The 23,622-nt window shown below is 44.4% G+C and carries 19 protein-coding genes and 1 tRNA gene; 5 read left to right on the top strand and 15 right to left on the bottom strand.

Annotated features, from left to right (window positions below; translation table 11 throughout):
• Window positions 1-32: 32 nt before the first annotated feature.
• Together BW947_RS00495 and BW947_RS00490 are read right to left on the bottom strand one after the other, a co-directional pair.
• Window positions 33-323 carry a DUF2946 family protein gene (locus BW947_RS00495; RefSeq protein WP_076496353.1) on the bottom strand — a complete coding sequence of 97 codons (291 nt, stop codon included), beginning with the start codon at window positions 321-323 and terminating at the stop codon, window positions 33-35.
• A gap of 224 nt (window positions 324-547) precedes the next feature.
• Window positions 548-624, bottom strand: a tRNA-Trp gene (locus BW947_RS00490).
• A 337-nt stretch (window positions 625-961) separates the two neighbouring features.
• Between BW947_RS00490 and BW947_RS00485 the strand changes: the two genes are divergently transcribed.
• Window positions 962-1,300, top strand: coding sequence for a PBPRA1643 family SWIM/SEC-C metal-binding motif protein (locus BW947_RS00485; RefSeq protein WP_076496351.1), 339 nt, complete (start codon window positions 962-964; stop codon window positions 1,298-1,300).
• A gap of 109 nt (window positions 1,301-1,409) precedes the next feature.
• On the opposite strand, the gene BW947_RS00480 is transcribed toward BW947_RS00485, so the two are convergent.
• From BW947_RS00480 to BW947_RS00470, 3 genes are all read right to left on the bottom strand, one after another.
• Window positions 1,410-2,342, bottom strand: a complete 933-nt coding sequence (locus BW947_RS00480; protein WP_076496348.1) for a hypothetical protein — start codon at window positions 2,340-2,342, stop codon at window positions 1,410-1,412.
• A gap of 126 nt (window positions 2,343-2,468) precedes the next feature.
• Complete coding sequence (locus tag BW947_RS00475; protein WP_076496346.1) at window positions 2,469-3,413, bottom strand: 3'-5' exonuclease; 945 nt, start codon at window positions 3,411-3,413, stop codon at window positions 2,469-2,471.
• Window positions 3,414-3,461: 48 nt separating this feature from the next.
• Window positions 3,462-4,397: a DUF808 domain-containing protein gene (locus BW947_RS00470; protein ID WP_076496343.1), complete on the bottom strand. Its 936-nt coding sequence runs from the start codon at window positions 4,395-4,397 to the stop codon at window positions 3,462-3,464.
• A 251-nt stretch (window positions 4,398-4,648) separates the two neighbouring features.
• Here BW947_RS00470 and rpiA point away from each other — a divergent pair, with 251 nt between their 5' ends.
• Window positions 4,649-5,311 carry a ribose-5-phosphate isomerase RpiA gene (gene rpiA, locus BW947_RS00465; RefSeq protein ID WP_076496341.1) on the top strand — a complete coding sequence of 221 codons (663 nt, stop codon included), beginning with the start codon at window positions 4,649-4,651 and terminating at the stop codon, window positions 5,309-5,311.
• Between the two features lie 124 nt (window positions 5,312-5,435).
• On the opposite strand, the gene BW947_RS00460 is transcribed toward rpiA, so the two are convergent.
• The 10 genes from BW947_RS00460 to BW947_RS00415 form a co-directional block, all read right to left on the bottom strand.
• On the bottom strand, window positions 5,436-6,626 hold the full coding sequence (locus BW947_RS00460) for a class I SAM-dependent rRNA methyltransferase (protein WP_076496339.1): 1,191 nt from the start codon (window positions 6,624-6,626) through the stop codon (window positions 5,436-5,438).
• Window positions 6,627-6,843: 217 nt separating this feature from the next.
• A complete protein-coding gene (locus BW947_RS00455; RefSeq protein WP_083948115.1) occupies window positions 6,844-8,079 on the bottom strand; it encodes an endonuclease/exonuclease/phosphatase family protein in 1,236 nt (411 codons plus the stop codon).
• 88 nt (window positions 8,080-8,167) lie between these two features.
• A complete protein-coding gene (locus BW947_RS00450; protein ID WP_076496336.1) occupies window positions 8,168-8,905 on the bottom strand; it encodes an RluA family pseudouridine synthase in 738 nt (245 codons plus the stop codon).
• A gap of 128 nt (window positions 8,906-9,033) precedes the next feature.
• A complete protein-coding gene (gene carB / locus BW947_RS00445; RefSeq protein ID WP_076496334.1) occupies window positions 9,034-12,258 on the bottom strand; it encodes a carbamoyl-phosphate synthase large subunit in 3,225 nt (1,074 codons plus the stop codon).
• Window positions 12,259-12,280: 22 nt separating this feature from the next.
• A complete protein-coding gene (carA, locus tag BW947_RS00440; RefSeq protein ID WP_143562180.1) occupies window positions 12,281-13,441 on the bottom strand; it encodes a glutamine-hydrolyzing carbamoyl-phosphate synthase small subunit in 1,161 nt (386 codons plus the stop codon).
• 171 nt (window positions 13,442-13,612) lie between these two features.
• On the bottom strand, window positions 13,613-14,425 hold the full coding sequence (gene dapB / locus BW947_RS00435) for a 4-hydroxy-tetrahydrodipicolinate reductase (protein WP_076496331.1): 813 nt from the start codon (window positions 14,423-14,425) through the stop codon (window positions 13,613-13,615).
• Window positions 14,426-14,494: 69 nt separating this feature from the next.
• The gene (bamJ, locus tag BW947_RS00430; RefSeq protein WP_076496330.1) at window positions 14,495-15,112 is read right to left on the bottom strand and encodes a BamJ family beta-barrel-assembly machinery protein; all 618 of its coding nucleotides are present in this window, start codon (window positions 15,110-15,112) and stop codon (window positions 14,495-14,497) included.
• Window positions 15,113-15,328: 216 nt separating this feature from the next.
• The gene (locus BW947_RS00425) at window positions 15,329-16,138 is read right to left on the bottom strand and encodes a M48 family metallopeptidase (protein WP_076496328.1); all 810 of its coding nucleotides are present in this window, start codon (window positions 16,136-16,138) and stop codon (window positions 15,329-15,331) included.
• Window positions 16,139-16,803: 665 nt separating this feature from the next.
• Window positions 16,804-17,385, bottom strand: coding sequence for a GNAT family N-acetyltransferase (locus tag BW947_RS00420; RefSeq protein WP_076496325.1), 582 nt, complete (start codon window positions 17,383-17,385; stop codon window positions 16,804-16,806).
• Window positions 17,386-17,412: 27 nt separating this feature from the next.
• The gene (locus BW947_RS00415) at window positions 17,413-18,813 is read right to left on the bottom strand and encodes a DEAD/DEAH box helicase (protein ID WP_076496322.1); all 1,401 of its coding nucleotides are present in this window, start codon (window positions 18,811-18,813) and stop codon (window positions 17,413-17,415) included.
• A 207-nt stretch (window positions 18,814-19,020) separates the two neighbouring features.
• On the opposite strand from BW947_RS00415, the gene BW947_RS00410 reads away from it, so the two are divergent.
• The 3 genes from BW947_RS00410 (at window position 19,021) to BW947_RS00400 (ending at window position 22,782) form a co-directional block, all read left to right on the top strand.
• On the top strand, window positions 19,021-19,299 hold the full coding sequence (locus BW947_RS00410; RefSeq protein ID WP_076496319.1) for a DNA polymerase III subunit epsilon: 279 nt from the start codon (window positions 19,021-19,023) through the stop codon (window positions 19,297-19,299).
• 839 nt (window positions 19,300-20,138) lie between these two features.
• Entirely contained in the window at window positions 20,139-22,403 is a 2,265-nt protein-coding gene (locus BW947_RS00405; RefSeq protein ID WP_076496316.1) for a GGDEF domain-containing phosphodiesterase, read from the top strand.
• Between the two features lie 76 nt (window positions 22,404-22,479).
• Window positions 22,480-22,782 carry a helix-turn-helix domain-containing protein gene (locus BW947_RS00400; RefSeq protein WP_244153210.1) on the top strand — a complete coding sequence of 101 codons (303 nt, stop codon included), beginning with the start codon at window positions 22,480-22,482 and terminating at the stop codon, window positions 22,780-22,782.
• Window positions 22,783-23,622 lie beyond the last annotated feature (840 nt).

Raw genomic sequence — 23,622 nt, 5'->3', positions numbered from 1 at the left:
AGTTAATTAACATAAATTGAATAAACAGTAACTTATGCTGTTATGGGCGGAGCGCGACTATTGAAGAAACGACTAAAAGGTCGCTTAAAGGAAATAGCTTGGAACTCAACCGAGATATAACTCTGCTGAGCCAGTGGAAAATAAAAGGAAGTACTGGTTATCGCATGTTGCAACTGGTGCTGATGTAAGCACAGTGAACAATGGGACTTAGGGTCTTCATGAACATGGGAAATACTGTGAACAGCAATGGCCACAGACAATAGCACCAACATGGCGGCAAGCCATATCGCTAAGGTGCGTCTTGTTTGCATCACACTATTCAAACCATACTTCCTCAACTCATTTGGCAGGCGATTGTATGTTAAGCACAACTAAAGTTGCAAACCGATTTACCTAAGCCGTAGGGCTTAAATGTTACAAGAGGTATCAATGGGTTGTGAGATAAGCTGATAACTACGATTAATAGGGATAGTGCAGAATATATTAAAGCTAAATAGCAGATAAAATAAAACGGCTCGCATATTTCTATGCAAGCCGTTGTTTTATTTGGCAGGGGTGGGGAGACTCGAACTCACAACATGCGGTTTTGGAGACCGCCGCTCTACCAATTGGAGCTACACCCCTGTTGACGAGACGCATTATGCAAAAATCACTTCCAAAGGTAAAGTACTTTTTAAGACAAAGCTCATTAACTGCAGGTTTTTCAAACAAGTCCGGCCATGACTGTTGATTTTACTGCCATTGAGATTAAAAAGCCGTCACTTAAAGTGTGTAATATCTCAGTGGTAGCGGCAGTTAACGATCGTATTTTATCTCAATCGATTGTTCAAATAAGGTCTTCTTCGTCTATTTAGTGGCTAAAGATGCGTATTTATCGAAAAAAATGCTGAGTTCGATTTATAACATCGACGTTTTATAGTATAAGCATCATCAATTTCATACACTGCTCGACGGAACCATCATGTCTGATAAATTTTTCTTCAAAGGTCGTAAAACACCTAAACCAAAACACGAGAGCTTTGGCTACAACACTAAGCGTGCCGCTAAACCGGGTACTGAAGCCTTACCTCTGCAATTAATCGTTGCCGATGAAGCGCGTAAACTCGAAGTCGCCGCTCTGGTTGCCGAGCACCAACTGTTTGCTAATATCGAAGTCAATGCCGACGTTGCTGAAGATATCCTTGAGTTAGAAGGATTACTGAATAAGCCTAAAGCGATGACGGTTGAGAAAAAACCAAACCGTAACGAGCCTTGCGCTTGTGGTAGCGGTCAAAAATTCAAGAAGTGCTGCGGCAAGTAAACACTTTAATCAGCGTTATGAGTAATAAAATAGATAGGGACTTTTACTGTGACGTTTTATACGTCGGGAATAGCCCCTTTTTCGCCCGAATTTTAGTTCCAGCCCAAAGCTAATCTTCTAGTTTCGAGATAAAAATTCGCTGCAAGTCATTATTCCATAGCTGAATAATTTTGCGGGTCTTGTCTTTATTCCAAAAACATTTTCCAAATAAAATCAAACCCGCACCTTCAAGGCAGCGTTTATCTTCTATTTCAAATTGTGCCCATAAAGGCTGTTTTATCCCATCGATAGGAATACCGATATCTTTACTGTCAGCAGGATTAAGCCAGTCCATGGCCTTGTCTGTATGGGATATTGTGCCCCAATATAGGTGAGGTTTGTTATCGAGCGGATCAGCATCGGCAAAATTCACGAATAAATTCTTCGCCCGCCAACGATATTTACGTTCGCTATCGGTGTATACCCAAAGGTTAGATTTCGCCAAGTCAGTGCCTCGTAATAAACTGTGCAGTAACTTTTCAAGCCCTTGGCTTGCCAACCGTTTTTCGGTTGTGTGTGCCGCAGCATTAACTTGATAGTCTGTTCTCAACTCTTGCACTTGAGCGCCCGCTGGCAATGCAACTGATACTTGTGATGACTCAGATATAGAAGATGACTTAGATATAGAAGATGACTTAGACGTTGGTGCGGCTTTGTTTGCCAAAGAATGACGGCGGGGCTTGCGACTAAAATCAATCATTAAAGCATCGGCGTCCACCAACTGCTGATGCACTTCGATGGCACCTTGCTCCTCGCGGGATTTTTGCGCCGAGGGTTTAAATTCAATGCAGTCGGCTTGGTGATAGCGCGAGCCAAAACAAGCGGCTTTGCCATCTTTTGACGCTTTACGAAAATACGCTTTACCACCGCACGCAGGGCAAATGAGCCATTGCCGTAAACGTTCGATATCATCATCGGGCAATTGTTGAAACTTAAAAACACTGTAAGTGGTTCTCGCTGTTAAATGTTCCTCGGTTTCGAGCTCACAAATAGCATCTAACATCCCGTTTTCCTTTTTAGCGATTTTACCAAGTAACACAGCGTTCAAACTGATAAACAAACCTAAGTGCAAATATCTGATTGCTAAGGCGTTATTTTAACGTTAATCGTACTTTTAGCCTGCACCTGATTACACATTTTTAATATATTTCGCCAATAGTATCATCAAGTTTGAAGGAATTAACGGCGCGGTATTTGTACCGCTAGCGGCATGGTAAAAGGGTGTCAGCTGAGTGATTAATGCATTGAAACACAGGAGTGCCGCTAAGGCATCGGCGGCGGCATAATCGATTTGCGCGCCAGATAAAGGTACATGCTGCCAATTCGATAGGGTAATTTTTTTCGGCTTATCGATACGCCTCCCAAGCAGAGTCGCCACCAGCTGGCGCGTTCCCATTTCTTTCTCCGCACCAAGTTGCGCCAATGCCCAGTTTAAATCTAACGTTGAAGCAACACTGATACCCCATTGCTGCTTGAATGCTTGCGAATCACTGCGTAAACCAATCCCGACTTTGAGTATGTTTTCATCTTCCAATACGGTTTTTAACTGAGTGAATTGCTCACCTAAAATGGCATGTTGAAATAAATAACAAGCATCCATTGTGGCGATTTGGATAAGGCTTAAAGGATATTGCACACCACGCTCAAAGCTAGCGCGGGTTTCAGTATCAAAACCCAAGATTTGCTCAGCCTGTAATCGCGCAACAACTACATCGAACCCCGATGGCTGCACCACTTCAATGTGGATATGTTGCAATTCAAAGTCCGCTAATGCCACAAGCTCTGCATCATCGATACGAGTGGTTAAAGCAATACGCTGTTGCAACCATAAATAGGCTAACTTACGCTGCGCTTGCAGTTGTGGGTTAACGTTAACACTGCTTTTAGTCTTTGCTATACCCTTCTGAGTTTCTAACGCTTCATATTCTATTGATTCTGCCGAAGTATTAAGCTTATCCAGATAAGCAGAGCCTGCCGCATCCATTGCCGCAATCAGCCCGTCAGTATCTTGACCAAATTCTTTACGTAACCATGCCAGCTTACTTGAAGAAATACAGTGCCTCATTAACTTCATCGTCGCCCTTCCTTGTTCAGCCAATCCCTAATTACCAATACGCGCACCTCACTTGCTGCGGAGTTTCTGTAAGCCAGTCATCACCGCGAGCGCTACAGCGCCAGCAAGCACACCAAACAAGCCATTGAGCACAGTGGGTGTCAGCAGGGCAAGCACTGGCCCTACAATATCAATCGTTGCGACTACTTGCTCAGCGTGCTGAATTTGCTCAGCCACCGAGTGCAAACCGTGGGTTAAAATACCGCCACCCACCATAAACATGGCCGCAGTGCCAATAACAGTTAAACTTTTCATCAATAAAGGCGCTGCACTCAATAGGCCTAAGCCCAGTTTACGGTTTATTTGCGTTAATGCTGAGTCGCCTTGACGTTGGCTCAGATACAAGCCTGCATCGTCCATTTTGACAATTGCTGCCACTAAACCATACACGCCAATAGTCATAATGATGCCAATCACCGCTAAGGTAAAAAACTGCGTTGATAGAGATTTGTCCGCCACTATGCCTAAGGTAATGGCGATAATCTCAGCGGATAATACAAAGTCGGTACGAATCGCACCTTTGACTTTTTCAGCCTCGTAGGCAGCTAAATCTTTGATGTCGGGTAGCTCATTGCTTTGTTGTGTTTCGCTGTGTTGCTGACCTTTTTTATGGCTATAGCTGTGATGCAGTTTCTCAAATCCTTCGAAACACAAGAACAGCCCGCCGAACATTAATAGCGGCGTGACAGCCCAAGGAATAAAAGCACTAATCAACATGGCTGCGGGTACTAAAATACATTTATTACGAAACGATCCCTTAGCCACAGCCCAAACTACCGGCAATTCGCGCTCGGCGCTGACGCCGGTGACTTGCTGTGCATTAAGGGCTAAATCATCCCCAAGCACTCCCGCAGTTTTCTTTGCCGCCATTTTACTCATTAATGCAACGTCATCTAAAATCGATGCGATATCGTCAAGTAAGGTTAATAAACTCGCGCCTGCCATAGTAAATCCCTCTATGCATCATCGATAAATCATTCTACTTTTGCCATAGTAGCTTAGTTAGATTAATGACGTATAGCGAAATGCTTTCTAACTTAACTGCCTAAGTTACTTAGATTATCGGTACTCCTTTCGCTTATCAAAAAGCGCGTAAGCAAGATCACATCAGCAATGTAATTACGGCGCATTGTTGTCGAAAAAGCGTATACTAATGCGTAGAATTTTTTACTCATTTGCCGTTACAGGATGTCAACATGACTCAAGATGAAATGAAAAAAGCAGCCGCTTGGGCCGCACTCAAGTACGTTGAAAAAGACAGTATTGTTGGTGTTGGTACGGGTTCGACCGTGAATCACTTTATTGATGCATTAGCGACCATGAAAGCCGATATCGAAGGTGCTGTCTCAAGTTCTGAGGCATCAACACAGAAAATGAAAGCGCTGGGTATTCCTGTTTACGACTTAAACAGCGTTGATCGTTTATCTGTCTATGTGGATGGTGCGGATGAAATCAACGACCATATGGATATGATCAAAGGCGGCGGCGCTGCATTAACACGCGAGAAAATTGTTTCTGCTGTGGCTGAAAAGTTTATCTGTATCGTTGATAACACTAAGCAAGTCGACATTTTAGGTGAGTTCCCACTGCCGATTGAAGTCATTCCTATGGCTCGCTCTTACGTGGCGCGCCAGCTTGTTAAGCTTGGTGGTGATCCTGTGTATCGTGAAGGTGTGGTGACTGATAACGGCAACATTATCCTCGACGTTTACAACATGAAAATTCTTAACCCTAAGGAATTAGAGAAGCAGATCAATCAGATAGTTGGTGTAGTAACTAACGGTCTGTTCGCCAATCGTGGCGCCGATGTGTTGTTAGTGGGTACGCCTGATGGCGTAAAAACCTTTACTGCCAAATAAGTTCAGCCTTAATTATTGCATCACAGCCATAAGGCATTGATATAAAAATGCCAGCCACTTTATACAAGAGGCTGGCATTTTTTTATGGTTCTATTTTTAAATCTAAGACCTATAAAAATTTAGGCTACCAAGCTCTAGCGACTAAACCTTTTAAATAGAATCCTTCAGGGAAGGCGCTACCAATAGGATGATCGCTTGCCTGACTTAAGCGTTCGATAAACTGGATTTCACGTTTCGCATCCAACGCGGCATCAGCCACGATTTTTTGGAATAGATCCGCAGGCATTAACCCTGAGCAAGAGAAGGTCAATAACACCCCGCCCGGATTCAACAACTGCAATGCAATCATGTTGATGTCTTTATAACCGCGGCAAGCTCCGTTCAGTTGTGCTTTATTATCGGCAAACTTAGGTGGGTCGAGCACAATCACATCAAAGGTTTTGCCTTCATCACGGTATTGGCGCAGCAACTTAAACACATCGGCTTCGTTGTAATGCACATTGTCATCGCTCAAGCCGTTAATTTGCATATTATAGCGAGCATTTGCTAGCGCTAGAGAAGATACATCGACGTTTTCAATACTCGCAGCACCGGCTTTAGCCGCATAAACACCAAAGGTGCCTGTGTAGCAAAAACAGTTCAATACCGATTTGCCCTTAACAAAACGGGCAGCAATAGCGCGGTTATCTCGTTGATCAAGATAGAAACCTGTTTTATGACCTTTAATCACATCAACCGCAATCTTAATGCCATTTTCTTCAATGATTACCGGCATTTCAGGCAGGGTGCCGTGCAATAAACCAGTAACGGGCAGCAGGCCTTCTTTTTTGCGAGAATCTACATCTGAGCGCTCGTAAATGGCACAACCTGGGTATTGTTCGGCCAATAACTCGACTAACGTATCACGCCAAAGCTCAGCACCCGTGCTTAATAGCTGACAAACGAACACATTGTCATATCTATCAATGGTAATTCCAGGTAAACCATCGGATTCAGCGGCCACTAAACGATAACCGGTTAAGCCTTGCTCACGGATGAGATCATTACGTCCTGCTTGAGCACGTTGCAAACGTCTAGCAAAAAAATCGCGATCAATTTCTTCTTCGCGATCGAATGTCCAAATCCGTACTTGAATTTGTGATTCGCCCGACCAAGCACCACGACCTAACCAATGACCATCATGGGCAACCACATCGACGGTTTCACCCGCTTGAGGTTTTCCCTTAATATTATGAATAGCATTAGAAAATACCCAAGGATGGCGGCGTTCGAGCGACTTTTCGCGCCCGGGGTGAAGTTTGATTCGGATAGCCATGATGTCGCCTTCTAAAAAATAGGACAGCGATAATATACCCAAAAAAGCCTGATTGCGAGAAGCTAGCGCGCCCCAGCGCGATTATTCTGCCTATTTCGATTTAAAAGTTAGAATTGGCCAATATCATCGACTGCGTGCGCTAGCGCCTAATTAGCGCCACAACCTAAGCGTGAACCACTTGATAAATATCCATAATAATGCCCAGTATTAGGATAATTTATCGACGAAGTGCGAGAGATACGACTACAGGTGCATGATCCGTACTGTAAGCATCACGCTCATACTCAGGTCTAACTAAGTGTCTATCGCAGGTTAGATAATCCACGACTTGAGCTAGGCTGCGGCCATGACTGGCATCAAACTCACTCGATAATAAAATGTAATCCAGCACCGAGCCTTTAGGACCATAGTAATGCGTCGCTGGCCTGTGCTCTTTATAATAAGCCGTATTACTGTGCAAATTATCCCTTAAATTCGCCTCAACAAATAATTCGTAAGCATCTTGTAACTGGTATTGAGCGAATACACTGGCCAGTGCGGCGTCAGACAAATGCCCTAATCCAGCAGCTTTCACATCGCCGCTGTGAATACTATCGCCCTGTATTGTTAATGCATCTAAGGCGCCCATCGAGAGACTATCATTAAAGTCGCCCATCACTATGACGGGATACTTGGACGTTTGCCTGCGTACTAATATGCCATTAAATAGTAATGCCGCTTCTGCGCCGCGCTGCATCGTTGACGCCCAGCGACCTAAGGCTTGCTCGGTGAGTAATTGGGTTTCAGCATGCAGTTTTATACAAGAGGCGCTGCCTACCCCCTCATCTTGCCCTAGAGGTTTCGATTCGAGCGCAAGCCCTGCGCGCTTAGACTTAAAGTGCACCACATAATAGTCACACTTACCAATATACGGCATTTCAACCGTTGCGCGCAGCACCTTACGACTAAAAGCAAATTCACTCGACAATCCCATCGCCGCCACTAAGCGCGAGTCTGGCTCAACACTGCTCACCTCAATAATGGGATAACGTGATGCCAGCGCGACCACAGGGCTGCGATAAATGTAATCACTGACCTGCGTTGGCTCATCGATTACGACAAAATGCACTAGGCCTTGCTCACTGGCGATACGCTTTAGTGGTTCAGGGCTAAAGACTTCTTGAAACCCTATGATATCGGGTTGACGGTGCGCTAAAAACTCACTCAGCCATTGGCACTTTTTTTGCCACTGACCGTGACTATAGATATTTTCAAAATCGTAGTACGCCAAAGGCGGCTCAATAAAGTTAAACAAGTTAATGCTGGCAATCTTAATGTTACTGATTGAAGTGCTATTGATGGCGGTGCTGTGGCTTAGCACGCTGCTTGCCTGAGCCTCGAGTATTGCGCCATGGGATGATGCGAGCTCAATCGGCCGCTCGGTAACGCCTTCTGCCGTAACTTTAGTCGACATAGTCGGCTCCTCAAATAACAATCAGTAAAATACTGCCATCGTAAACTATCGCAACGAAAATCCAATCGTTTACATTACTCGTACAAGCTTAAAAAGGAGCATCACACAACCAATCGATGGCTTCGCCCGTGATGGGATGCAAAAAAGCTAAACGCGTGGCATGCAACATTAAACGCTCAGCATGAGCATCTGGTATAAGTGTGTCAGATATCAATGTATTGACTCGATTGATTTCAAGTGCGCCAACGCCACCATACAGATCGCAACCTAAAATCGAATGTCCAAATTGCTGACTATGAATACGCAGTTGATGGGTGCGCCCCGACACAGGCGTAAATTCTACCCGCGTCACAAAGGGATCATTAAGGCGCTCTAATACCCGATACTGACTGATGGCAGGCTTGCCAGTACTATGGCAAATTTTTTGTAGCGGAAAATGTTCCACATCTTTAGCTATCGGCAGGTTAATCACCCCGCTGTCATCGACTAAATGCCCGTGGAGCAAAGCGGTATAGCGCTTCTCAATGGTACGTGCCTGAAATTGCTTTGTTAGCATGCCATTTACGGCTTTATTCAGCGCAACCAGCATGATGCCCGAAGTGCCAAAATCAAGTCTGTGCAGCAAGGTGGCCGTCGGAAAATCCTGCACTAAACGATAATGTACTGAATCAATGTTAAGCGGATTTTTACCTGACAAACTTAATAGACCACTGGGCTTATCAATCAGTAAAATATCGCTATCTTGATAAAGTATACGAATTTCACCAAGACAAGGCGGTGCAATAAAGGTATCAACTTTGGCAAGGCTATCGGCTGGCGCAGGCATAACAACTCTCGAAAAAATAAGTAAGACAAATAAGTGAATAGACTAAACACAAAACAGATTGCAGATTAAATAATAAGGCCGCATAACCTAAGCTATGCGGCCTTAACATTGTACATCAGAGCATTGGCTTATTTAGCCAAAATACGCTGGTGTAATTCTTGTAGTGAAATAACGTTACTACGGTCATCAGCTGTATGGGCCATACAGGTGGCAAACGCGCCGTTAATTGTCGTAGTGTAATTTACTTTGTAACGCAGTGCTCCGCGGCGTAATTGACGAGAATCTTCAATTGCTTGGCGACCTTCTGTGGTGTTAACGATATAAGTATATTCACCATTCTTGATGCGATCGAGAATGTGTGGGCGACCTTCGTGTACCTTGTTCACTAGGCGCGGATTAATACCCGCTTCACCTAGAATGATTGCAGTACCATGGGTCGCATCGATTTGGTAACCGAGCTCAATTAACTTCGCCGCTAAATCAGCAACACGTTTCTTATCGCTATTACGCACAGATAATAATGCGCGGCCAGATTTCGGCACCTCTGACGTCGCACCTAACTGCGCCTTAGCATAGGCTTCGGCAAAGGTATCGCCCACGCCCATCACTTCACCCGTTGAGCGCATTTCTGGGCCTAATAGGGGGTCAACACCGGGGAACTTGTTAAATGGCAACACCACTTCTTTCACTGAATAGAAAGGTGGGATAACTTCTTGAGTGAAGTTTTGTGATTTCAAGCTCTGGCCAGCCATGACTCGCGCAGCAATCTTAGCTAACGGTACACCGGTGGCTTTCGACACAAAGGGTACGGTACGGGCAGCACGTGGGTTAACTTCAATCATATAGATTTCGTTATCTTTCACGGCAAACTGCACGTTCATCAAGCCAATAACACCGAGTTCCATTGCCAGCTTGCTGACCTGAACACGCATACGATCTTGGATTTCTTGGCTTAAGGTGTATGCAGGTAAAGAACAACCTGAGTCACCAGAGTGCACCCCTGCTTGCTCGATATGCTCCATAATCGCGCCAATCACCACGGTTTCACCGTCGCAAATGGCATCGATATCTACTTCAATCGCATCATCTAAGAAACGGTCAAGTAGCACCGGAGATGCGTTAGACACGCTCACCGCTTCGTTAAAATAACGCAGTAAATCTTGCTTATCGTAAACGATTTCCATCGCACGGCCACCCAATACATAGGACGGACGCACCACTAATGGATAACCAATACGTTCAGCGGCAATCACAGCGCCTTCAACGGTAGTCACCGTTTGATTCTCTGGTTGCTTCATTTCTAAACGCTGGATAGCTTGCTGGAAACGCTCACGGTCTTCAGCGCGGTCAATCGCGTCAGGGCTAGTACCAATAATGGGTACGCCAGCCGCTTCTAAGGCACGCGCCAGTTTCAGTGGCGTTTGGCCGCCGTACTGCACGATAACGCCCTTTGGCTTCTCGATACGCACAATGGCTAACACGTCTTCCAGTGTCACAGGCTCAAAGTACAAGCGGTCTGACGTATCGTAGTCAGTCGAAACGGTTTCAGGGTTACAGTTCACCATAATGGTTTCATAACCGTCTTCACGTAACGCTAATGCCGCGTGTACACAACAGTAATCGAACTCAATACCTTGCCCGATACGGTTTGGCCCGCCACCTAACACCATGATTTTGTCACGGGTCGATGGGTTGGCTTCACATTCTTCTTCGTACGTGGAGTACATGTAAGCGGTATCGGTAGCAAATTCAGCCGCGCAGGTGTCGACACGTTTGTACACTGGGTGCAGGTCAAACTTGTCACGCAGCTTACGTATCTCGGCTTCGTTCACGCCTAATACATCGGCTAAACGCGCATCAGCAAAGCCTTTACGCTTAAGCTTACGCAGTAAATCGTAATCTAAACCTGCTAGACCCGCATCGGCAACGACGCCTTCAAGCTGGATAAGTTCTTCAATTTGCACAAGGAACCAAGGGTCGATATTGGTCAGCTTAAAGATTTCATCTAGGCTCAAGCCTGCACGCATCGCATCGGCAATGTACCAAATACGGTCACAACCTGGCTCTTTCAGCTCATGGCGAATTAGTTGCATCGCTTCAGGCTTAGACATATCCGTAATAGGGTCTAATCCGTTACGGCTCACTTCTAAGCCGCGCAGCGCTTTTTGCAGTGACTCTTGGAAAGTACGGCCAATTGCCATCACTTCACCGACAGATTTCATCTGTGTGGTTAAGCGATCATTAGCGCCAGCAAACTTTTCAAAGTTGAAACGTGGCACTTTAGTCACAACATAATCGATAGCAGGCTCGAATGAGGCTGGTGTGCGACCACCAGTGATATCGTTCATCAGCTCATCAAGGGTGTAACCTATCGCTAATTTTGCCGCGATTTTCGCAATCGGGAAACCGGTTGCTTTTGATGCCAATGCAGATGAGCGCGATACCCGTGGATTCATCTCGATGATAACCATACGGCCATCTAGCGGATTGATACCAAACTGTACGTTTGAGCCGCCCGTTTCCACTCCAATTTCACGCAGTACGGCCATAGAGGCATTACGCATGATTTGGTATTCTTTATCCGTCAGGGTTTGCGCTGGCGCTACAGTAATTGAGTCACCGGTGTGCACGCCCATAGGATCAAAGTTTTCGATAGCGCAAACGATAATGCAGTTATCATTGCGGTCACGTACCACTTCCATCTCATACTCTTTCCAACCGATTAAGCTTTCATCGATTAAGAGTTCATTGGTGGGTGATAAATCTAAACCCTGTGAACAAATCTCCTCGAACTCCTCCTTGTTGTAGGCGATACCGCCGCCCGAGCCACCCATAGTGAATGAGGGACGGATAATACAAGGAAAACCGACTTGATCGAGCACGCCGTAAGCTTCTTCCATGTTGTGGGCAATGCCCGCACGTGGACAGTCAAGACCGATACTTTTCATCGCTTTATCAAAGCGGCTCCGGTCTTCAGCTTTATCGATAGCATCGGCTGTTGCGCCAATCATCTCGACGTTAAATTCTTTGAGTACGCCTTTAGCTTCAAGCTCTAATGCACAGTTCAGTGCAGTCTGGCCGCCCATGGTTGGCAAAATCGCATCGGGGCGTTCTTTAGCAATAATATTGCGAACCACTTCCCATTGAATCGGCTCGATATAGGTTGCATCGGCCATTTCTGGATCAGTCATAATGGTGGCTGGGTTAGAGTTCACCAGAATAACGCGGTAACCTTCTTCACGCAGCGCTTTACACGCCTGCGCGCCAGAATAGTCAAATTCACATGCCTGACCAATCACAATTGGGCCGGCGCCTAGGATAAGAATACTTTTTATATCGGTACGTTTTGGCATTGTTCTTCTCTTCTCCTAGGGACTACTTAGCAGTCTGACGATAGTGCTCTATCAACTCAATAAAGTGATCAAACAGCGGGGCGGCATCGTTCGGGCCTGGACTTGCTTCAGGATGACCTTGGAAGCTAAACGCAGGTTTGTCAGTCAGATGGATACCTTGCAGTGAACCATCAAATAACGATTTATGTGTCACCTTAATGTTGGCAGGCAATGTGGTTTCATCAGCAGCAAAACCGTGGTTTTGGCTAGTGATCATCACAGTTCCTTGCTCAATATTACTCACTGGATGGTTGGCACCGTGGTGACCAAACTTCATCTTTAAGGTTTTTGCGCCACTGGCCAGAGCCAACAGTTGATGGCCTAAACAAATACCAAAAATCGGCATGTCGGTTTTGAGTATTTGTTGAATCGCTTCAATCGCATAATCGCATGGCTCTGGATCGCCTGGGCCGTTCGATAAGAACACGCCATCGGGATTCATCGCCAGCACGTCGGCGGCTGAGGTTTTAGCTGGCACAACGGTGACGTCGCAACCACGATCAACCAGCATACGCAGAATGTTTTGTTTAACGCCGTAGTCGTAGGCCACTACTTTGTATTTAAGCTCATTTGCTGGGGTATCTTCTGGTAAACCGCCCACTAAACGCCAGCTACCTTTGCGCCATGGATAGGCAGCTTTAGTGGTGACTTCTTTAGCGAGATCCATACCTTTTAAACCTGGGAAGGCTTTCGCCGCAGCCAATGCTTTTGCTTCGTCTAAGCCAGCACCCGCCATAATACAACCGGCTTGAGCTCCTTTTTCACGAAGGATACGCGTTAACTTGCGGGTATCGATATCTGCTATGCCAACAACATTGTTCGCTTTGAGATAATCGCTGAGGGATTGTTGATTACGGAAACTACTTGCAATGAGCGGAAGATCGCGAATGATAAGGCCACAAGCGTGAACCCCATCGGATTCAATATCTTCATTATTAGTACCAGTGTTGCCTATGTGTGGGTAAGTTAAGGTTACAATCTGGCGTGAGTAGGAGGGATCAGTTAAAATTTCTTGGTATCCTGTCATTGAAGTGTTAAAAACAACTTCACCAACACTGAGACCATCGGCACCAATTGCTGTGCCAGAGAATACAGTTCCATCTTCGAGTACGAGTAAGGCAGACTTTGTCAACGCGACCTCCATAAAGAGCCAAGCCACTGAAATATAGTGTTTTTATGTTATGTTAAGATACCAATTTCCGCGTTTTTACGAAATTTTGACAAATTCAGACGAGTTTACAGCAAAAACATCTCATCGTCTACCCGTTGGTAACTGGGTGCAAAAAAAAACGCCATATAGGCGTTTTAATATTTGTTAATGCAAACCTAAAACCTGCTGCATATCATACAAGCCCGGCTTTTGCTCCACTAACCAGTGGGCGGCGCGTATCGCGCCGTTAGCAAAGGTCATCCGGCTCGAGGCCTTATGAGTGATCTCTAAACGCTCACCGATATCGGCAAACATCGCCGTATGTTCACCGACTAGATCTCCGGCACGAATGGTCGCAAAACCTATAGTATTGCGATCACGTTCACCGGTAATCCCTTCGCGACCATATACGGCACATTTTTCAAGATCTCGACCTAAGGTATTAGCAATCACTTCACCCATTTTTAGGGCGGTGCCCGACGGCGCATCTTTTTTATATCTGTGGTGACCCTCGATAATTTCGATATCGGTGTAATCGCCCATGACTTCTGCAGCCAATTCGAGCAACTTCCACATCAGGTTGACACCCACTGACATATTAGGCGCCATCACTACCGGCGTTTGCTCGGCAAAGGCATTGATCTGTTCTTTTTGAGCATGATTGAAACCGGTCGTACCGATCACCATCGCTTTATGATGACGCACACACCAATCTAAATGGACAATACTGGCTTCTGGCGCAGTGAAATCAATCAACACATCAAAATCATCGGTCGCATCATCGAGCGAATCCATGATCATGACCTGCAATTTGCCCACACCAGCAAACTCACCCGCATCCACGCCCACCAAACTTGAGCCCGCGCGCGCAATGGCAGCGCCCAGCATAATATGGTCGTGATGGTAAGCCGCTTCAATAAGAGTGCGTCCCATACGCCCACCGGCACCGACGATTGCCACTCTCACTTGTCCACTCATTTCAACTTCCTCAATCTTTTTGACTTACATAAGAAAACGCCTAAGACAGGCTTAGGCGTTTTATCAGTACTAGATGATATCTAATAATTCAACTTCGAATACCAAAGTTGAATAAGGAGGAATCGATGCCCCCGCGCCGCGCTCACCATAAGCTAAGTGATGTGGCACAAATAATTTTAACTTGGTACCGACAGGCATCAGTTGCAGTGCTTCGGTCCAGCCAGCGATAACGCCAGATACTGGAAACTCAGCGGGTTGGCCACGAACCACAGAGCTGTCGAACACATCACCATTAATGAAAGAACCATGGTAATGAGTACGTACTGTGTCTTCGTAAGTTGGCTTAGCGCCATCGCCTTGGACTAATACTTCAAACTGCAGACCAGAGTCAGTTACAGTTACGCCATCACGCTTAGCATTCTCAGCTAAAAACGCATCACCTTCTTCAGTGGCAGCAGCTGCAGATAGCTCTTGAGCCGCTTGAATACGACCACTGATTTCAGTGAAAGCCACTTGCAGATCTTGCATAGACACTGCGCTTTCTAAACCAGCAAACGCATCGGCTAAACCAGCTTGAACGGCAGAAATATCGACACCATCAAAAGAATTGGCGGCCAGTTGCTCACCCATTTGACGGCCTACACCGTAACTTGCTTGTTGTTCAACAGTACTGAATTTATCAGACATAATTAACGACTCTCAATTGCTCAGTGGAATTTTGCGCGCCAGTTTATCATAGTTCTGCCGTCTATGCCGTTAAACTGACTGCTTATTTAATTAAAGAGGCTTTTTTAGCTCCTTAATGCGTATTTATCCAAAAACTTAACTCATCCGCCCTTTATCTTAATGCGACCAAAGGAATAGCAAACACTAGAGCTTTACTGCTATTAGCGTACGACCCATTTATTTGGGGGCAACGCACTGATTCTTTACCTGCGCTTTAGCAGTAGCATATAACGGCTGCATTTGCGCTTGTAACTGTTGCAACTGCTCGATGCGATGGCTGTTTGATGGATGAGTCGATAATAATTCTGGCCCTTGGCTACCGCCCACCTTTGACATATTTTGCCATAACAGCACACTCTGAGCCGGATCAAAGCCTGCCCGCGCCATCAACTCTAAGCCCATGACATCAGCTTCGCTCTCTTGCGCACGGCCAAAGGGTAAAATCACTCCAACCTGAGCACCAAGACCTAACGCTGACATATATAAGTCACGATTTGCCACCCCACTCACGCCAAGCGCTGCATCGGCAATTTGCATACCCACACCCGTTAACTGCCCGCGAGAAACCTGCTCGTTACCATGTTGCGCCAACACGTGCGCCACTTCATGACCTAATACCGTGGCAAGCTGATCGGGACCATTAGCGACCTTGAGCAATCCTGTGTACACGCCGATATGTCCACCAGGCAGTGCAAAGGCGTTAACTTGTTCTGAGTCAAACAACACCACATCCCAGCGCTGAGTTTGATCCGGCAGCACTGCCGTGACGCGATTCGCCACGCAATTTACATATTGCGTGAGCTTTTTATCACTGCTCACCTTTTGCTGCTTTTTCATTTCTTCAAAAGAAGCATCACCCATCTGCTGCATTTGTGCTGATGAATAGAGCAATGTTTGCCCACGTCCCGTTGGCGATTGGGTACTCATGCAAGCGGTTAATCCGAGCACGACAGACACTGCCACTAAGCCTAAACGCATAGATTTCATGTAGCACTCCTTAAATCCCATAACGGGCGTGAAAATCCTTGAGCCAACAGAGGCTCAGCTAATGAAGATATTTTACTGAGATAAGGCCAAGAAGCCAAATGTAAGTCAATACAAGACGATTAAAGTAACTCAACACCTTTTTTACCGTCACCATGACAAAAAAACAATCTCCATAAAAATTAACAAATGTAAATATCTTGCAAAAAACACTAGGTGATAATAATTATCATTCTTGCACTTCATGTTTGGTATACCAGTCTTTAGTTGGACTTTAACGACCTAAACAGTTACGGCTAGATTTTTTAGTCTGTATTAGATTAAGTTAGCTATCTGTCTTTATTAAATAAACTCTTCACCATCATGTATTTCATTGTAATCGCGAACCTATGTATAACTATTCTATTAGTCGTTCAATTTAAAAACTTTGCTAAAATCCAGCGTCACGTTGAAAAGTATTATCCAGAAGAATGGCATAAAGCTTCGGCGAATCCGATGAAAGCCCGGCTCAGTACAGCCAGAAGTGCCTACATTCGCGAGTCACTACAATATGGCTTTCTCTCTACACAAGAAGATTTAAGGCTGACTCAATTTACCCGAAATGAAAAACGCATTAGCTACCTTTGTTCTGTTATTCTTTTATGCGGTTTTATTTTTGCCTTGGTTTATTAATACTCATTTTTTAACATGGCATAAAGATACTCATCGCCCCATGCGCCCTTAAAAAAGGTGTTTTTTACATAATTGGCTTCGCGCCTAAAATGGAGTTTTTCCAGTAAACGACAGCAGGCTAGATTTTGTGTATCGGTGACGGCAATCACCCGATGTTTATCGAGTTCAATAAAGAGGTAATCCAGCAATGCGCTGACGGCTTCAAAAGCGATATGTTGACCTTGATACTCAGGCGCAATCGTAAAGCCAATTTCAACCTGTTGTTCATCGATAAAATGTAGCGCCAGATCGCCAACGAGCTTGGTCAAAGTGGCTCCCGCCGTAGAGACAATCACTAACTGAAACCAATTTCCTGCGGCGCCAAATTGCGTATAATCCATGCCTTCATAAAGGGTTATAGCATCGCTATCGCTGTAATTGCTCCAGCTTTGATATTTAGCAACCTGAGGGTCGGCGCGATAGGCGGCAAAAGCCTTAAGATCCGCTCGCTGAAATGGTCGAAGCATAAAGTGCTGAGTCGTTAAACCGTTATTCACCATGTTATGCAGTGCTTTACTTAACCCTAAGGTTGATGCCATCACTTAACTCCTTTCAGCTTCAAGCAATCAACGCTTACCTTTAAACTCTTTGGCGCTGTGCTTATTAATGCTACGGCGGTTTGCCTGTTTATCCCGCGGCGCTCGTTTACGTTCAACCTTGTCACCCTCTACAACATCACTAGCTTTTTCACTTGGCTTATCCGTTACCGGAAAATCGGCCAATAATGCCAGTGGCAACTCCCGTGTGGTCAAGGTGCGGATTGCGGCTAGGGTTGGCATTTCGCTATGGCACACAAGGGAAATCGCCAGCCCTTTGGCACCTGCTCTGGCAGTGCGGCCAATTCGGTGCACATACACTGGCGCGCTCATGGGCAAATCCAAATTAATCACCACAGGCAAAGCATCGACATGAATGCCACGCGCCATTAAATCTGTGGCCACTAATACTTGCAGCTTATTGGCTTTAAAGTCAGCTAAGGTTTGGCTGCGTATAGTTTGATCTTTTTCACCGTGCAGTGCAGCAACTTTCATCCCCGCTTTAGCAAGGCGCTTGGCAACCGCATCGGCATCATCACGAGCACTGATAAACACTAGCACCTGCGGCCATTGATATTGTTTTAATAACGCAATTAACACCTGCGCCTTACTGCCCTTGTTGACTAAATACAGCTGTTCTTCAATCTCAGCGACCACTGAGTTAAGTTGTTGGGCTTCAATACGCTGCGCGCTATGGTTTAATAATTGGCTCGCGACTTGTTCTAACGCTGGCGGAAAGGTCGCTGAGAATAACAAGGTTTGGCGAGCTTTAGGCATTAACGCTAATAGCTTTTGTATATCAGGCCAAAAGCCCATCTCAAGTAAACGGTCGGCTTCATCGAACACTAAATACTTTATTACGCTAAGGGCGATATGCGATTGCTGACATAAATCGAGTAATCGCCCCGGCGTTGCCACCAACACCTGCGGCTTGGCGGCTAACTCTGCTAATTGCGTTTCAAGCTCAACGCCGCCGCAAAGGGTTTGAATAGTAATCGGCTGTAACGTCGCATATTGCGCGAATAGATTACTCGCCAAGGTTTGCAACGCCTCGGTTACTTGCATTGCCAACTCGCGGGTTGGTACTAATATCAGCACAGATGCAAAAGCTTCGGCTTGATAAACACCGCCACCTTTGGCGTTATGCTTAGCGGTATTTATGGATTTTGGCGATATCAGTGATTGAGATAACGATGGTAATGATTGCTGCAGTTTTTGTAACAGTGGCAAACCAAAGGCCAACGTCTTACCGCTGCCTGTTTGCGCTAAAGCCAATACATCTTGCCCCGCTAGCACCACAGGAATAGCCAACTGCTGCACCCGAGTGGGTTGCACCAACTCTGCAGGCAACGCCTTAAGTAATGCCGAATTTAAGCCAAGCTTGGCAAAAGTTAACGACTCAGGGGAAGAAGAAAGCTCGGGAAAGGTCATTACAGCACCGGATCAACACATGGGAGCGAAAGTTTACTCAGTGTCGAATGGGAATACCAATATTGTTTCGGCTTTTACTCCGCTGATTTCGGGCTAGCTTATGGTAGAATCCCCTCCAATCAGCTTTATGAATGTGCAACACAACTCATTTGTTTAACTGAACGTAGTGGAACACTACCGTGATTAACTAAATGAAGAGACAAGATTATGAGTAAGTTAAATGCCGCAGAACGTAAAGCCCGCGATAACGCCCGTTTTTCACAACGTGTTGATGAGCGCCGAGTAAAAGGCGAAGACGTGGTCGCCTACGTGCTGGGCAACAAGCTCGCGTTTAAGTTTTTGACTAAACCAGAGAGACACGAATTTAAACAAAGAGAAGCGGCACTCGAAGAAGAAGCCAAGCTTAAAAAGCAGCAAGCATTTGAGCTTAAAACCGAGCAAGAGTTAGAGAAAGCAGAAGCGGCATTTACAGTTCCAGAAGAGTAAAACTCTTAGGTTTCCAAACTTCGTTTGGATTTTTGAATCGAAATCAAAGTCGAAATCCATATCAAGGTCGTGGCGCTTCGCCCCCTGATTTTTATTAGAGAATCGACCAAGGAGGACGCTCGCCCTATCCTCCTTGGATTATCCAAGACGCCCTAGCAAAGTTACATGCATTGACTACTTGCTTCGTGCTTATTCAAAAATCGCTAACGCGATTTTCCTCAACGCCCTTCAGCAACTTTGCAGGGAAGGTGAACTCTTGAAGTTGCAGTGTTGGCTGTTAATCCCAAAAGAGTTCAACCTGTCCTATCTTTTATTAATGTGTTTGTCCCATTTATTTTGTAGTACAAGTTAATATGCTAATCGGGTAACCGGAGGTATCTAGCCTCCAAAAAGAGTTATGCCTGTCTCAACTCTTCATCTCATGATGAATAATTTTGATCTAGATGAACACTAACCTATGCAATTATTTTTCTAATAGTGGCTGAATTCAGTTAGCCACTATATTAGGGAGTAACTCCTCTAGTTTATTAAGCTTTTCCGGCATAAAAACCTCTTACCGTGAGTTTTGTTCCATTGAGTGTCAGCCCCCTAATACAAAGGAAAGTTATTGTGCCTAAAAATCTGGATTATGAATATGCTCGTTATCAAACTACATCTGCCAGCAACTCGCAGCTTTAGTCAATTACTCGCAGTATATTCCCAATAATTCAAACAGACTGAAAACCATAACCAACTGATGTATAGATGCATTTATCTATTAGTATGACGATTGAGTGAATTATGATATAAGTTATGCACTAAGTAACAGGCATGACTTCCGTATGGAATAAGGACTCTTTTTGCTTCAATGGCTGAAAAGTTTTTTGCTTATCAGGGATCAAGACATTTTAAATCCTGATAGAACAATATTAAAAACTAGCTTATTGCGGATTATTCTGCTCAGTGGCGCGATTTTGACCGCTAGCATAGTGCTGCATAGCTCTTTAATTGCGTATGAGTTAAACCTCGTTTTTATTATCAGCATTACGGTCAGTTTTTTAACCGTACTGATATTAACTTTATGGTTTACGCGCAAATATTTATTCGTCAGCTCAATCAGCCTACTGGCCATGGTGATTGCCGCCTGCATTTCTATACTCTTGTTTATCCCTGACTTTAACTTATCGCAGGCAGGGATTACTTTCTTATATACCTTGCCCTTAATGGCACTTTTTCTATTTGGCAGAAAAGTGGCCGTTATTATGATGTTTTTTAATGTATTGCCTTTTTTACTGCTACTGCGTAACCAAAATATTCCCCCTATTATTGATATTGATATCAGCCTGCCTGCGACCCATGCTTATTTGAATGGCTTGCTTTTTGTCTTTTTTAATATCTGCATTCCCTTATCGGCGATGCGCCTGCTAAAAACCCAGAAAGTCCATGCGCAGAAAATGATCCAGCATCAAAATGATCTGCAACGTACCTTAGAACAATATGCTGAAATATTTGAAAACAATGGTACCGCTTCCTTCTTTTGCAATGAGGCCGGAGTGATTATCAACTTGAATAATGCGGCCAAAGAAATCGCCGGAGAGGTCACACTCAACCGCACTCGCCTATGTGACATTTTTGAACTTACCGAAGACACCAGCACAAATTTACTGGCGGCCTCGTTTCCGACTCATTTAAAAAACAATAACAGTATTAAATATCTACTGCAGAAAGCCTCCTTATCGCACCATGATACTTTGTTGTTCCACTGCCACGATGTCACAGAACAAGCAAACCATGCGATTGAACTGAGCCGACTTAAAAAGCACCATATCAGCACACATTTCTATGATTTAGTGACCGGATTACCAAACGAGAATCACTGGTATAACCCAGCTCCAAGTATGATCCATTTGGACATGAGCGTTGCCATAGTCAAAATTGATAATCTGAGTCAAATCAATGCTGCCTTTGGCATGAATTACGGGGATGCTATCCTAAAAGCCTTTGCGGTCGAACTCAAAAATCGCTTTGGGCATCAAGCAAAAATATATCGGTTTAGGGGCGCGTCGTTTGCACTTGAGTTTACCAGTCTGCCGCTGATTTCCCCCGAAAACCTAGCGCTACAATTACGAAAGCGTATTCCAACAAACCTGCAGCTTAAGCAAGAACAGCAAATTGAATTTAATCTCGAGTGCCGAGTCGGTTGCAGCTCGGGTAATAAAGCCTCACCACAGCAAGCCGCAGAGCAATGCTTAATTGCCATTAAACAAACCACCCAAGCTAACCCAGTCATGGTGTACTACATTAGTTTGATTAATAACCTTCTCGAAGCATCATCGCAGAAAGCCAGAGTTCGGGATGCGCTGAAACATAATCGCCTTGAAATGTGGCTGCAGCCCAAAGTGATGGCCGATGGCCACATTATTAGCTTTGAAGCGCTGGCAAGAATGTTCGATGAAAACGGCACTATGATTATGCCGAATACGTTTATCCCCATCATAGAGTCATCTCAATTACAGGCTATTTTTGCGATAAAAGTCTTCAGGCAATTACTTCAGTTGATCCGTTCTTGGCCGGAAAACGTGCCACTAGTCAGGATTGCCTTCAACTTATCAGGGCAGGATATTCTGTCGGATCGCTTCTTTAAAGTGTTGATCCAAACCTATATGAATCATCCAGAACTCATTCCATTATTAGAAATTGAAATTACTGAAACCTCAGTATTTTCAACCCATAAAGAAACGGGAAGGCGCCTAAATACCTTAGCTCGCATGGGGGTTTCTATCGCCATTGACGATTTTGGCACTGGCCATGCATCATTAAGTCAATTAATCGATATTAGTGCCGACACGATTAAAATCGATCGTTTATTTGTCAGTCAAATGGGCATTAGCGAACGCCACACCCAAATTGTCAAAGCGGCTATCCTGTTAGCCAAGAGCTTAAAACTCAACGTGATTGCCGAAGGTATCGAAACCGAAGCTCAGTTATTGCAACTCACTGCACTAGGATGCGAACAGTTTCAAGGCTATCTATTCGGTAAACCCGCTCCAGCAAATCTATGGCTTAAAACCTTTAGAATGCAAACTCCCACGCATTGGTTCGCCAAGAAAATGAGCGCTAATTGAGTCATGCCACTACAAATCAGAAGATTCCTCATCACTATGCCACTACAGTATTGAAATTAGAGAAGCATTGGCCAAAGTGCCATACCTCGCTCACATTGAAACTCAGGACGACTACGAGCAGGCATTGGCATTAATGGACAACCTAGTTGATGACTATGACTCGAACAAGTTTTTGATTGAGATGTTGTCACTTAGTATTGAGCTATGGGAAGAACAGGCTGATGAATTTGCTGAATTTAATGCTGCCATTGCCGAAATGGACAGTGGTATAGCTGTATTGAAAACGCTTATGTCTCAGTATCGTCTGGGTGTTGCAGATCTTCCTGAATTAGGTTCAAAAAGTAATGTGAGTAAGTTACTCAATGCCGTAGATGGCTAAATTTGCCCAACGCGCTAAAAGTGTAAAGTTAGATTTATGCATGAGGTAACAACTTGTTTTCAATATCAAATACACCTTAAACCTAAACATTAAAATTTTGCCATAATCTCCTTAGAGATTTTGATAACCGACTTATAATAGTAGTTTTGATAGGTGATAAATTACTCTATTAAATTGTATACATTCTGAACCTTATAAAATTCGGCTAAATTGACGTTTTAACCGCGTTGGGCAAATTTAGCCATTAAGGAGTTTTGGAAGCTTAACTTTTTTATCGAGGCGAATGGCTCGGCCCGTCCAATCGATAAGTTCAAGATAATCGGCAAAATGAAACGGAATGCCCGTTTGCTGACTCAGATGGTTGCACCATCATAAAGTATCAGACTTAAATAAAAGATTTCAAAAAAGTGAACCAATTATCATATCTGGATTTATAAATCATTAAGTACATATAAATTTAATAAGTAATTTAATAAGTAATTTAATTCCTGATTTCATCAATTCGTATAAATAAATAAACAAGTAACAATATTGGCAATACTATTAAAGAGATATTTATAAAAATGCTAGACATTTGATTTATGAACAATATCTTATATGTGGCAGCATACATGAAGGATGCAAATGCCAGTAATTGATAATTACATGAGAAATCAAATGACTCTCCACAGTGATAACACTTTCCTTCTCTACTAAGAACTAATTTTAATAATGAAATTGTCTTCTTACAACACGGGCAATGTTTTAATATTGTCATAACCTATACCTCGACAGAGGCTAACTTCAGTCTACTCTAGCAGACTGAAGTTAATACTAAAAACTTTTAGTTTTGATTTCTAT

Origin of the sequence: Shewanella morhuae (genome assembly GCF_900156405.1) — a bacterium.
GTDB classification, from domain to species: Bacteria; Pseudomonadota; Gammaproteobacteria; order Enterobacterales; family Shewanellaceae; genus Shewanella; species Shewanella morhuae.
Note: the sequence above shows the minus strand (reverse complement) of the source record. Positions and strands in the feature narration are given on the sequence as shown.

Bases quoted from the DNA above. Each gene is read 5' to 3' on its own strand.
- BW947_RS00415 (WP_076496322.1), bottom strand. From the start codon at position 18,813: ATGACCTTTCCCGAGCTTTCTTCTTCCCCTGAGTCGTTAACTTTTGCC.
- BW947_RS00480 (WP_076496348.1), bottom strand. From the start codon at position 2,342: ATGTTAGATGCTATTTGTGAGCTCGAAACCGAGGAACATTTAACAGCG.
- BW947_RS00450 (WP_076496336.1), bottom strand. From the start codon at position 8,905: ATGCCTGCGCCAGCCGATAGCCTTGCCAAAGTTGATACCTTTATTGCA.
- BW947_RS00470 (WP_076496343.1), bottom strand. From the start codon at position 4,397: ATGGCAGGCGCGAGTTTATTAACCTTACTTGACGATATCGCATCGATT.
- BW947_RS00475 (WP_076496346.1), bottom strand. From the start codon at position 3,413: ATGAAGTTAATGAGGCACTGTATTTCTTCAAGTAAGCTGGCATGGTTA.
- BW947_RS00455 (WP_083948115.1), bottom strand. From the start codon at position 8,079: ATGTCGACTAAAGTTACGGCAGAAGGCGTTACCGAGCGGCCGATTGAG.
- carA (WP_143562180.1), bottom strand. From the start codon at position 13,441: ATGGAGGTCGCGTTGACAAAGTCTGCCTTACTCGTACTCGAAGATGGA.
- BW947_RS00410 (WP_076496319.1), top strand. From the start codon at position 19,021: ATGAGTAAGTTAAATGCCGCAGAACGTAAAGCCCGCGATAACGCCCGT.
- BW947_RS00485 (WP_076496351.1), top strand. From the start codon at position 962: ATGTCTGATAAATTTTTCTTCAAAGGTCGTAAAACACCTAAACCAAAA.
- BW947_RS00460 (WP_076496339.1), bottom strand. From the start codon at position 6,626: ATGGCTATCCGAATCAAACTTCACCCCGGGCGCGAAAAGTCGCTCGAA.
- dapB (WP_076496331.1), bottom strand. From the start codon at position 14,425: ATGAGTGGACAAGTGAGAGTGGCAATCGTCGGTGCCGGTGGGCGTATG.
- bamJ (WP_076496330.1), bottom strand. From the start codon at position 15,112: ATGTCTGATAAATTCAGTACTGTTGAACAACAAGCAAGTTACGGTGTA.
- BW947_RS00420 (WP_076496325.1), bottom strand. From the start codon at position 17,385: ATGGCATCAACCTTAGGGTTAAGTAAAGCACTGCATAACATGGTGAAT.
- rpiA (WP_076496341.1), top strand. From the start codon at position 4,649: ATGACTCAAGATGAAATGAAAAAAGCAGCCGCTTGGGCCGCACTCAAG.
- BW947_RS00425 (WP_076496328.1), bottom strand. From the start codon at position 16,138: ATGAAATCTATGCGTTTAGGCTTAGTGGCAGTGTCTGTCGTGCTCGGA.
- carB (WP_076496334.1), bottom strand. From the start codon at position 12,258: ATGCCAAAACGTACCGATATAAAAAGTATTCTTATCCTAGGCGCCGGC.